Annotated in this window: 8 protein-coding genes and 1 riboswitch; of the genes, 1 reads left to right on the plus strand and 7 read right to left on the minus strand. The window is 45.7% G+C overall.

Annotated features, from left to right (window positions below):
• Positions 1-148 precede the first annotated feature (148 nt).
• The 4 genes from QZ942_RS06995 to QZ942_RS07010 form a co-directional block, all read right to left on the minus strand.
• A complete protein-coding gene (locus QZ942_RS06995) occupies positions 149-2,374 on the minus strand; it encodes a cytochrome c peroxidase (protein ID WP_292994033.1) in 2,226 nt (741 codons plus the stop codon).
• A 220-nt stretch (positions 2,375-2,594) separates the two neighbouring features.
• Positions 2,595-3,431, minus strand: coding sequence for an FxDxF family PEP-CTERM protein (locus QZ942_RS07000; protein ID WP_292994035.1), 837 nt, complete (start codon positions 3,429-3,431; stop codon positions 2,595-2,597).
• Between the two features lie 168 nt (positions 3,432-3,599).
• A riboswitch (cyclic di-GMP riboswitch) is annotated at positions 3,600-3,678 on the minus strand.
• 284 nt (positions 3,679-3,962) lie between these two features.
• The gene (locus QZ942_RS07005; protein ID WP_292994037.1) at positions 3,963-6,056 is read right to left on the minus strand and encodes an MtrB/PioB family decaheme-associated outer membrane protein; all 2,094 of its coding nucleotides are present in this window, start codon (positions 6,054-6,056) and stop codon (positions 3,963-3,965) included.
• A 14-nt stretch (positions 6,057-6,070) separates the two neighbouring features.
• Complete coding sequence (locus QZ942_RS07010) at positions 6,071-7,027, minus strand: DmsE family decaheme c-type cytochrome (protein ID WP_292994039.1); 957 nt, start codon at positions 7,025-7,027, stop codon at positions 6,071-6,073.
• Between the two features lie 743 nt (positions 7,028-7,770).
• Between QZ942_RS07010 and QZ942_RS07015 the strand changes: the two genes are divergently transcribed.
• The gene (locus tag QZ942_RS07015; RefSeq protein ID WP_292994041.1) at positions 7,771-7,941 is read left to right on the plus strand and encodes a hypothetical protein; all 171 of its coding nucleotides are present in this window, start codon (positions 7,771-7,773) and stop codon (positions 7,939-7,941) included.
• Positions 7,942-8,029: 88 nt separating this feature from the next.
• Here QZ942_RS07015 and QZ942_RS07020 read toward each other — a convergent pair whose 3' ends face one another.
• The 3 genes from QZ942_RS07020 to QZ942_RS07030 all read right to left on the minus strand — a co-directional run bounded on the left by QZ942_RS07020 (position 8,030) and on the right by QZ942_RS07030 (position 11,932).
• Positions 8,030-9,100 carry a TIGR03032 family protein gene (locus tag QZ942_RS07020; RefSeq protein WP_292994043.1) on the minus strand — a complete coding sequence of 357 codons (1,071 nt, stop codon included), beginning with the start codon at positions 9,098-9,100 and terminating at the stop codon, positions 8,030-8,032.
• 34 nt (positions 9,101-9,134) lie between these two features.
• The gene (locus QZ942_RS07025; RefSeq protein ID WP_292994045.1) at positions 9,135-11,432 is read right to left on the minus strand and encodes a hypothetical protein; all 2,298 of its coding nucleotides are present in this window, start codon (positions 11,430-11,432) and stop codon (positions 9,135-9,137) included.
• A 146-nt stretch (positions 11,433-11,578) separates the two neighbouring features.
• Positions 11,579-11,932 (minus strand): hypothetical protein, encoded by a 354-nt coding sequence (locus QZ942_RS07030; protein ID WP_292994047.1) that lies wholly within the window; start codon positions 11,930-11,932, stop codon positions 11,579-11,581.
• Positions 11,933-12,361 lie beyond the last annotated feature (429 nt).

Raw genomic sequence — 12,361 nt, forward strand, 5'->3', positions numbered from 1 at the left:
GACAAATTGTCGCATGTATTTGATTATAAAATAATTTAATAGAATAGATCGCCCCCTAGTTAAGAGCTATGTACTTAACTAGGGGGCGTAGGCGGATGAAAATATAATAATAGAATTGTCTACGGCAAAGCCGGAGAATTATTTGTTATCAATTAGCATTGCTTTGTGACTTTAAATAGCGATCAAATGCTTGCACTGGCTCTGTTCTCCCTTCAGCCCCGACAGCGGGAATCAGCAGGAATTCATCTGCCGCAAGCGTTTCACTAATGGCATTAGTCTGAGGAATTGCAACGTTATCTCCTGTGTGGCCATGAGGAACAAGCAACTCAGGATGATCAAAGGGTGCCCTTTCAAAGCGTACGCGCTCATCGGTTAAGCTTTTTAGAAAATTGAGCAAATCTTCACGTTGTTCCGCTGAAAATCGCACGTCAACCAGTGCGAAAATCTTGCCAAATTCTTTGGGGGGAGTTTCAAAATTACCTCCCCGGATATAAAACTCCAATACTTCATCCAATGTGGCCATGCCGCCGTTATGCATAAAAGGCCCTGTCAGTTCAATGTTCCTTAAGGTTGGAATTTTGTATGAACCCTTAGCGGCACTCAAAAATCGCCTTCTATCCGGTTTCTCTAACTCCTCCAAAACTGCATCAACCGTTGGAATGAAGGTGCCTTCTGGTTTAAAGCAATCAGCGGTGCCCTGTGTTTGTTTCCGTATTCCATCCGCGCGTGTAAATAATAACGGATGGGGTGCATCACGATCAGTTGCAATAGGTGTATCCAAATCACAAGGCCGTACATCTGCCACATAGGGATCAACAATCCCGGAGTTATTACCTGCCAAAAGCTGCATATATTGATCGGAAAACGATAACGGATTGCCGAATGGATCGGTACCACCCAAACTAATATCATTTTCTAGTGACGTTACACCGGTACCGGAAAAACCAGTATCTTGAAACATCATGCCGCCGGTTAAAGATAAAGCGGTTACAACGTTCGTGGTACTGATCCGGAAAGAAGAATTTCCGAAAGCGTGCGGGTTGATTTTTTGCAAAATTCCATTCGTCACGACCGCTGATGAAGTAAAGTTTGGGCCAATATGGCAAAGTGCACAATGCGAATCACGAAAAACATCCATCCCCCGCTGTGCTGATTCGCTTAAGTCAATGGGAGTACCGTGCTCATCAACAGCACTTTGATCAAAGGGAGAATCATCAGAGACCAAAGTCGACTCATACATCTGAACCGCAAGTGCAAAAAACATGGCAAAATTCGCTTCGACCTGCCGATAAGCAGCCCAACTCTGTTTCCCAGAGCTGGGTCGCGAAGAGCCGAATTGGCCAATGCGGTTATAACTCCAGTATTTGGGATTGAATGATTCCTTAATCAATTGATAATAGCTGGTATTTAATCCTTTCTGTAGATTGTCTTTAGTACTGAGTGCTAAGCCGCCAAGTACACTATCGTTCCAGTGCACGTTTTGTTGATCCAGTGGTCTGCGATTCAGCAATTTACGCCCTAGATCGGGAAAAGTGCGGTCATGGCAAGTCATTTCGATGACGTCCATAGGCGGTCCGACCGCCTGGGAAGCAAGAGAGGAATTGATGAGCCGTAAGCGTTGCTTGGTGACGGTGCCATCGCTATTTTTTATCCAGACACCGGCATCGGGATCACGGTCTCCCCATGGGCTGCTACCATTAAAGATATTGTTGGCGCGGCCGTCCCAGAAGTTACGAAAATTGAAAACGGCATTGATCACAGTCGGTGCATTGCGTGGCGTAACCTTGCGCGCGCCTATTGCCCCGACATGAAAAACCGGGTCAGCGCTACGCTCACAATTATCATATTTCCCCTGAAACAATTTGACATCCTGATGATAAGCACCTCCAAAGGTACCCGCAGAACCTGCAACATCGTCGCTGCTATAAACCGGAACACTTGCGTCACTAAGCGGATCATTGGTTTGAAAAAAAGGAAAATCACTTCTCTTTAAGGCGGTATTGGGCCCACGCGGAGTTCCGTCACGGCCAAGCGAAAATTCCTTAGGCAAGTCGCTATCTCTACCGGTCGGCGCAATCTGATTCTTAATGCGCCCATCCGCACCGGCATTGAAATGACAAGTCGCACAGGCCACGCCATCACTTCCAACATTGATATCCCAAAACAAGGCCTTGCCGAGTGCGATCGCTTTTTCCTTGTTAATGATGATGGGGTCCGGGCCATCCAGCAAGCCGGGCACTTCGGGAACCGGCGCACCTTTCAGTGTCATGGGAATAGGTCCGAAACTGTCAGCCTGCAAAACCGAACCAGTAAAAATGGTAAGACAGCATACCTTGGTTAAGGTATTGATGATTTTTTTTATATCGATTAGCATGATAATACTCCTCACATTCCTCGCTACCCAGCATGTGCGCCAAGGAACATCAGTATGTTTGTGCGTTTTCTGAGTAGGTGTTAATAGTTCTCTATCAAACATGATGCACTGTACTAATATTGCGTGAATTCTTCTTGCAACCAGGTTAAATTGTTCTTCCCGGCAAAGAAACAGAGCGATTCGACGAAACGCCCTGTTTCTGCTACCGCGTCACCGCTAATTAAGCTGCAGCCATATTCAACGCTTTGTGCTGTTTCTTCATGCGCCAGCCAACAAGGCCCAAGCCTGCCAACAGCATCGCGTAGGTTTCTGGCTCGGGTACTGCGCTGACAGTTAAGTCATACAAACCACCTGCAGTATTCTTATCAGTGCCGCCAACATACACGGCATACCAGCCCGCTGCTAAATCATTGAATACGAGCGAAGCAGTGTGCGCGCCTGTACTACCGCTCACGCCATTTTCAAAAGTATTTGTTAGACTCACATCATTGGCTCCGGTAATAACACTCTCACCCCAGCCAGTGGTTCCAGCCGCATGCGAAGCGCCGGAAACTGCGTAGCCCAGTGTTTCCAACACATTGCCACCCTCACCATTCGCCATCCAATGCGTACCCGTATCCCCAATCGCCCCTGTTGCATTAAATGAATGGGGCGTTTCAAATCCTGCCAAACTAAAACCATCAGCAGCATACGCTGCTGTTCCGCCATCAAATTGCGATCCGCCGGTCGCCCAGACGGTTACGCCTGGAACAAAACCTGAATCTCCGGAAACGGTTAGCGTGACATCAGCTAAGTCATGGTTATTAAATAAGAACCAGTCACCCGTGTGAGCCCAGGCGGAATAGGCTAAACCGACACTGTCTGAGTAGGAACTCTTCAGGCCAGAATTGGCTGCGGAAATGCTACTCCCTGCAAAAAGGTCGTTACCAGCAGCCCAAGGTTGAAATGCTGATACTGCACCCGCTGCGTATACATTGGCACTAACCAGAGAGGCAGCAGAAATAATTGCTGCGGAAACCAGCGTGTTTGTTTTCTTACTATATGAATTTTTTCGCATTTTCATTTCTCCAAATATTTGAGACACTACATAAAAAATTACACTCCACCGTTGCCTGCTTACAAAATTATCAAGAGAGCTTCCGGCGTATCTTTAATGAATGATGATCTGGAGTCGATTGGGTGATTTTATTACGTTCCGGTTCCAGTTACTTCCCATCATTCGTGGGATGGCAACCCGGCTATCTCGATAAAGAGACCCGTTGGCTTTCCGGACTTACCTTGCGGCAAGGGTGGCTTTTACATTGAGATTCACACTATACTGAAACATATAAAATAAACAATGTGACAAATTGTCGCACCTCAGGACTGCCGGAAAATACGAAGAAATTAATCGATACTACAGTTAAAATCGACAGAATGTTTTCATGAACAAAAGAGAACCAGTTAGCTTATTTATTGGCGCTGGATGCGTTGATATCGCTTATTAGTCCTATCGCAAATTAAATCAGTTATGCCATCCGGTAGATTGAGTTTCAATACTTAAAAAATAACTCGGTGATTATCGGGACGAGCAAAATCCTTGTAATTGTTATTGCCAAGTGTACTGTGCGGAAAGGCCGATGAAATTGACGATTTGATTCGTATCCTGTGTTAATCGAGTGCCATCGGTATAGGTCCAATGATTCCATGTCCACTCATTGGTTTTAAAGCGATTAAGGATATAATCCAGATGCAGACTGAAGTTTTTCCGCAAGGTATATCTTGCAAATAGTCTCAAATTGCTAAGCCCGGTTGAGATATTGGGTACTGAATAAGTCGCTGGATCGCTTGTTTTTTGCTTAAACTTATCAGCAATAAAAGATTGCGATAAACTCGCTCCAACTTCTAGTTTCTCAGTTGGTTTTCCATTGATATCGACTCCAAATGAAGTGCCAATATTCTGCAGATTAGCCGACCAAATTTCACGAGAACCATCCGCAGGACTCCAATTTCTTGAAGCTTGATCAATAAAAGTTTCATTGCGTGAAAACCACGCCACTGCTTGCAAGTTCTCCGAGACTGTATACGCGGCATCCAATGAATAGTTTCTTGCAGAACCATTCTGTAATCCCAGGTTTGAGCCGCTACGATGCCCATAATTATCGAATGATTCGTCGACCATGACTTGCAATGACAGGGGTTCAATGGGCTCCCAGTTGAGCGATAAGCGCACCTTGTCACGATTGCGATCAGAAAGATTGATGGGTGCAATCGTGTTGAAGTAAGGATCACCCGTCGCAGTCATGGTCGAGATAAAAGGCGATCCAAATCGATTGCTGTGTATGTATGCAATCGATCCTGTCACGGTATCGGACAAAGTACGCCGTAGCTCCGCCCGATAGGAAATTTCATCCGTTCTGGCGCGATGACCGACAAAAGTCGGCTGCCAACGACGATCCCAATGTTCATACTCAATACCGCCGATCAAACGAAAATTCATCGGCAACGTGTAATTGGCTTCTACTTTGCTCGTTACCGTACTAAATGAACGCGGATGATTGAGCCCGCTCCAGCGATTTCCGTTGAAATCCAACTGTCCTGCCAATGGGTTGTATAAAAGCACGGGCGTATTATCATCGCGATCTTCAAATCGAACATTCGCCACGACAGATAATTTGGGTAACGGACGACTGGTAATGCTGGCCTGGACTAACGCTGTATCAATGCGCCCGCCCAGATTACTCCCGACACCAGGAGCCAGAAATTGCGTAGGAAAGAAACTATCTGTTTGCGTCGCTCGCGTATAAGCAGCCTTGAACGTACCGCGCGTGGTTGGATTAAAACTATAACCGCCGGATAAAAACAACTGATGCGATTGATTATCCGGAGGCAGCGCAATCGGAGAAAATTGATTCGGTGCATAGATTCCGCCTGCACTACTGCCACCCGTTGTATATAAGGCGGTATTCTTATTAATAAACATCGTTCCATAATACCCGCCGGACAACTGTAAATCCTTACCGTTGTAGTTGAGGGTGCCGCCGAACTGCCGGGTTGAATAATTAATGGGTTCGGGCAAAAACTCATAACCGCCGACTACGCCCGGAATCGGTGCTCCCAAACGATTACCACGCCCGAAAATTCTTGATCCATCTTTTTCTTCATTACGGAAATGGAACTGCAATTCAAAATTGCCTGGCAGAACTCGGTTCATTCCGAATGATATCGCCTGACGTTCCGTTTTCAGTTGCGCAGGTTCACCGGTTGTAGGCGATGTTGGAACATCCAGATGTGGGCTGCCAATTCCACTGACAGCGGTAACGGCTGTAAATGGCTCATATCTGGGCGTTTGACTGAAATCAATAAAGTAACTCCAATGGCCTTGCTTAGTATGCTCAAAGCGGATGTCGCGATTCTGTAATCCAAGATTGCGCCCGAGCAATTTAAGCCAGGTACCGGTATTCTCATCGCGTTTTGTGATATCGACATTGAAAATACCATAAGGCCCTTCATTTCTTAGGCCACTGTATTGACCAAAACGCGCATTATCATTCGCGAGGTACCCTGCACCAAAATTAATCGAGCTTTGCGGTTTGGTTAATCGTTTGAGATTTTCATCTTCGTTTGATACGGCTGCTTCAGCGATAAGTAAGAAAGAGCAAGCCGACAGGATCTGAAGAAATTTCCAGGTTGATTGATTCATTTCTCTCTCCCTAATCAACGCTGCAGCAGATCTTCAAGGCGAACATTCTCAGGGTTATTGCTGCCGTGAATCTGGGTATGGCAATTGACACAACCCCTGGCCAGGAGATTTCTTCGATAAGCACCATCAATTGTTCCCGGGCTGCCCTGATGCGTATTGGGCTCATGACATTCCTGACAAAGAAATGGCGAGCGAACTCTTAGCAAATTGGGTGCTGTCGTACCGTGCGGATTGTGGCAAAGCGCGCAATTTTCCTGAACCGGCGGGTGGTTTCGCACGAAAGGGCCGCGCTTTTCCATATGACAGGTATAGCAAGTGTCATTGATGCTGTCCCGAATCATCATGCTAGGCCCAGCCGAGCCATGAGAGTTATGACAATCGGAGCAAATAACTTTTCCTTCCCGGATAGGGTGACGGGAGGGGCGGTTGATTTGTGCGCGTTGTTCTTTATGACAGGAAAAACAGATTTCCGCTTGAGCAATTCTGTCGCGTACTTTGTCTTGTGCGGTGTGTATCTGGTGACAGGCGGTACAAGCCACATCACGATTGGCATGCGTACTGCCGGCCCAATGCATTTGTTTGCCGCCCTGGTGACAGTTTAAGCAGGTTTGATTTCTATCTTCAACGGGATTAAGCGAATTCTTACCAAATGTGCGTGATGGCATCGGTACTTTTTCAGGCCTGTCCATGTGACGAATACTCTTACCATGGCAGCTTGTACAAGTTGGCACGCGGTCATCCGCAACAGTTCCATGCTTTGTTTTGCCGATAGCGAGTACTGATTCGGCACCTTCATCATGACAACCCGTGCATGTCCGGTCACCTCGTAGCACTATATCTTCGGTTGGTTCGTCGTCATCATCATTATCTGACGCCATTACATTTTGCGAGATTATCCCAATGCTAAGCGCAAAAAATATCCCAAGAATCTGTAGAAAAAAGGCGCGTGTGTTCCTTATGAAATGTTCCATGATTTTTTCCTTGTCTGCTGCTTATTCCGCATGAACTGAGAATGTGACCATTCAGTCCTGCGGAATAAGATGTAGTGCTGATTGACGTAAGAAATGAATTTCTTACTATTGGAAATCTTTCCAATCCTCGTTGCGCCATTGGCTCGGCATAACTGCGTTTTCTTGATACCTTATTATTTTCTTACAATAATTTTCACTTATGAGGTTGAAACTCTAAACGCAAGTTAAATTAAACGAATGCAATTGGGAATGCGACAAATTGCCGCGCGGCATTTTGCCGCAGCATTAATCGGCTGGCTTAAAGGTATAATTTCTTAAAAAAGAAACTGGGAACACCGAATGGAAAAAATGCACTTAGGGGCTAACTGGCGATATAACCAGGATCGTGCAGTGATTAATGGACATGATAAGAAAATGACAATACAAACAATGTGATTGGATCTTGAAAAAAACTATGATGGATATAAAACAGATAACAAGAATACTAGGTTGTGGCCGCGCGACAACGATTAATCGGATGCTAAAAGCCGGTATTAAAGGCGAAGAACGACCATTCAAACACGGCAGAAAATATTATTACAACGTGACAGTGCAACAATTGCTTGCACTAATGACAGACAAAGATCAAAAGCATGTGACTATGGAACGAACCAAAGCGCTTATGGAATTGGAGACAGTATTTAACAGAATGATAAGCCCTGATCAAGACTCTATGATTCCTCAGGTATATACTCGGGGCAGGAATGGCACTGCTGATATTGACCATCGGCATGGCATTTTTAAAGGAAAGAGTTGTAGCCGAAACGGTGAAACGGTTTGTCCCGTTTTGTTCACAAGATATCGACCCTGCTGCTAATTTGTGCCGGAGTTTATATCTGCACTACTGGCTGGAGAGCGGCCTGCTCTTTCTTTGAATAAACCTTGTTTATGCTCAGACAGGATAATGGCTGAAATTGGTTAGGAAAAATTTTTGTCTCGAAAATATTTTAATCGGGAACGGAATTATGCTTCAATGCTAAGTACACGACGAATTTCGTCCGTCTTAAAACCCAGTGCCATGGGGCGGCGCACATGCGGCAAAGCAACTACGTCGTAAAGTTCTTCAACCATGCCTTCCATGCGCAGCCAATGCACCACATCGCCCGTGCGCAAATCAATGATCTGTATGCCGCAACGAGCCTCCGCATTACGTGATTTAAGATTGTCATCCAATGCTAAGCCACTAAAGGTTTTATTGTGGCGTGGCCGGGATATACCAATTAAGGCAAAATCGCCGTGAAAGCTTAGCCCGCGCATATAACCGGGACAAAAACAAACCGGCTCAAAGCACCCTGTATCCAGATTGACATGACCGAAATCCCCGGTTCCGGAATTGAGCAGCCATAACTTGCCGTTGTGCCAACGCGGCGAATGCGGCATAGAGAATCCGGAACAAACGATTTCGTTACGATTTACATCGATGACAATGCCGCCGTCAGTGCGATGATCGCGCCAGCCATCAGCCACATCAGATTGACTCACCGCAGTGACATAAGCTGATTGACCATCCTTCATCGCCAGACCGTTCAGGTGGCAACGATCTTCCGCCGCCAGTTTGCTGATAAAAGTTGGCTGCCACAGCGGTTTGAAGCTATGCGTTTCACTCAAGGTCGCCAAACAACTGAACAATGTGTTGATAAACACCAGTCGGCCATTACTATCTACGGCCATATCGTGTATATCTAAGTCACCAGTGGTATAACCCACCTGCGGCAAGTACAATCGATCGAAACCATCCTGTTGTTGTCCGGCTTCGAACACATTCTCAAAGCGCCAGATCTGATACTGACTGCTCATATACAAGCTATTCGGCGTCGAGCACAATCCCATGCAGCGATTAAAACTTCGCTCAAATACCGAAAGTGCATTATCGGGCTTCAAGCCGATAAAATACAATTTGCCAATCTGGTAAGTTGTCAGCGCGATAGAAATTTGTTGCTCAGCCAGCCAGGACAGCAACTGGCGGGAAGTTGTGACTTCAAGCGTTGGTGAAATCGAAGCTCCGCTAGTAGCATTAAAAACAGAATGTTTCATTTGTGTGGTTCAAACAATATGGAGATACTGGGCACTACATCAAATCTGTGAACATATCAACCCCAACCAATAATGCCGCTGCATCCTGACTATTAACATCAAAGCTGCCGGTTCCAATGGTTTTCAAAGCAGTAACCTCACTGCTAAAACTATGGCCAAATATCACGTAAGCTGCGCCAGAATTGAGAGTACCGCCATTGGCAAAAGGAGCCCCAATAATCAAATCATCAAATCCATCATTGTTAACATCTCCCGCACTGCTGACCGACTTACCAAATGAATTACCTGCTGTCAATCCACTCAGCGAAAAGCCATCGGTACTGCTTAGGCTAAATAAATTCAGCGAAGCGCTAAAACCTGAAGCTTTACCAAATACAACATAAGCGGCACCTGAATCTGTGCCATTCAGATCGGCGGAACCGGCACCGATGATCACATCGTCAAAACCATCACCATTAAAATCTCCCGCTGCGCTCACCGATCTACCTGCGCGATCTCCTGCTGTTCCTCCTTCCAAGCGGAAACCGTTGCTACCATTCAAATCGGATAAATTCACTGTGGCTTCAAAACCAGATGCCTTACCAAACACCACGTAACTGGCACCTGAATCTACACCGTTCGTATCAGCTTGTCTGGCACCGATAATTACATCGTCAAACCCATCGCCGTTGACATCCCCCGCATTGTCGACTGAATAACCGGCTTCGTCTCCTTCTGCTTCTCCTTCCAGACTAAAGCCATTACTGCCATCTAAATTTGATAAGTCCAGCATGGCATCAAAACCCGATGCTTTACCAAAGACCACATAACTTGTACCATTTCCTCCGTAATAGGCGCCAACGATTAAGTCGTTAAAACCATCGCCATTGATGTCTCCGGCACTCACGCCATTGCCAAATTGCGCTCCTGCCACCAACCCATTCATTTGAAAGCCGTTGCTGCCATCCAAGCTGGACAAATCTAAATTAGCATCGAAACCAGAGGTTTTGCCAAAGACAACATAGCTACTTTCGTCAATCGGTGCGCCAATAATCAAATCATCAATGCTATCTCCGTTGACATCCCCCGCACTGCTGACAGCCCAACCTAAAAGTTGATCGGCCTCATCAACATACATACGGAAGCCATTGCTTCCGTCCAGACTCGATAAATTCATCGTAGCACTGAAACTCGATGCTTTACCAAATACCACGTAGGTATAACCCGTATCATTTTTCGGAACATCAGATATCGGTGCGCCAATCAACAGATCATCAAAGCCATCACCATTGATATCACCTGCGCTACTCACTCCTTGACCCGCCGCATCTCCACCTGCTACACCATTGATCCGGAATCCGTTAGTACCATTCAAGCTGGACAAAGGAATCGTTGCATTAAAACCCGAAGCTTTGCCAAACACCACGAAACTTGCTCCGGAGTAGAAATTGTCAAAATTATGTGGTGCACCAATAATCAAATCATCAAAGCCATCCCCATTAATATCTCCCGCACCGCTAACCGATTCACCCGTGTCATCACTTCCCGCTATGCCATATAATCCAAAACCATTGCTACTATTGAGATCCGATAGGCTGATGGGGGGATTGCCGAGCAGATTATCGACCACAGCCTTGGCCGTAGCAATCGTGGCAACATCGGATGTGACCCCTTTCAGAATTTGCTGAAGCGTTGTTAAACTTGTAGATGTACCCGCTTTTTCAACTGAGTAATAGCGAGATACTTCAATGCGGTTGTCAAACAAAGCCGCTGCATCGCCCCAAGCAGGATTGGCAGGATCGATGCTATCCAATGCATTGATGGCCCATTCGATTACTGCACCGAAAGTCTGACCGCTAGTCATTTGTGCAAGGATATAATCGACTGCCCACGCTTTGTCGATTGCTGCAACCGTGTCACTCAATAGATTATCGACAATTTTTGTCGCATTTCCCGTGTTGTACGCTAATGCGGCCGCACCCCAAACAGGATCTGTTGCGGGAAAAGCAGACAGAATATTGGTAACTTCTGCAATCACTTCACCTTGCGTTGCTCCAGCCGTCATTTTACTGACAATATAATTGGTTGCCAGCAATTTACTGTCAGCAGAAGCATTATCACCAATCAAGTCATTAATAAAAGCATTTGCAAACGCTTCAGGTGTCAGATCAGCCGCATAATCCTTGCCAAAAAATAACGCATTTCCCGCCAAAGATTGCGCTAGGTCAGCCAAGGATTTCCCAGTCGTAATTTGTGAGCCCAGCGCTTCCAGGTATATCGCTCCGGGAGTGGCATTAAACATTGCCTGGGTGAGTTGGAGGATTGAGGTTTGTTGAGATTCAGTGAGTGCCATAGTACCTTTTCCTTAAATTTATGCTGTATGATTGTTATGAATTACGGCTGTGACCACACTTGTGTTCCGTTAAAATGATGGGCATATCTCGATCAATTTGTGCAGCAGAGGGTTTCACCGTTACCTGTTGACCTGCTCCGCAGGATTCAGCCACGAAACAGTATCGCGCTCGAAACAAACGGAATACGTCCGAATGCGTATGATGCAAGTGATCGGCCACCACCAAACCAAAATCCGATCGTATTTCTATTCGCGTCCACTTTTCGATCCTGTTCACTAAATAATGAGCGATCTTGCACGAATTGAATCACGCCTCCCCAATTCTGAAGGAAATCCCTGAGCGATCCAGTATAAGGATTACCATTGGCAACAATCGTAGAACTGTCTCCGTCTGGAAAAACAACACTCTGGCCGATGACAGCCCCATCCCCACAACCATGTGTAATAACAACATCATTATCTGACGACTTTCCCTCTGTAATTTGCGGTGGCTCTATCACCGTGTGCGCCAATGCATTTTAAAAAATGATGTCAGACCAATACGATCAATGCGAACAAGCTTTGAGTGATGACTTTTAATAACATAGTGATGCTCACCAATGAGTTATGTTCATGATTCGATCTGAGCTAATAGTACGGACAATGAAGAATTAGGATTGGCTGAAGTGATGCAAATTGCTTTCTAATTATACTATCCAGACTACAAACCATCATTTTCAGCTTAAGCTCTACTTTTAGCAATGCGACAAATTGTCACATCTGAGTAAAGCCAAAATAAACAATTTCGTGCAAGACCGCGGAGAATCGCAAAGCAAGTTGAATTATCTAAATAAGAAGAGCAGTCGATAGAATATGTGTCAAATATGGAGTGCAGCAGGTTAATCAACAAGTAGTTCTACATAGAATCGCAATCCAGAAATGCAAAGAAT

The sequence above is a fragment of the Nitrosomonas sp. genome (assembly GCF_021731985.1).
In the GTDB taxonomy this organism is placed as follows: domain Bacteria; phylum Pseudomonadota; class Gammaproteobacteria; order Burkholderiales; family Nitrosomonadaceae; genus Nitrosomonas.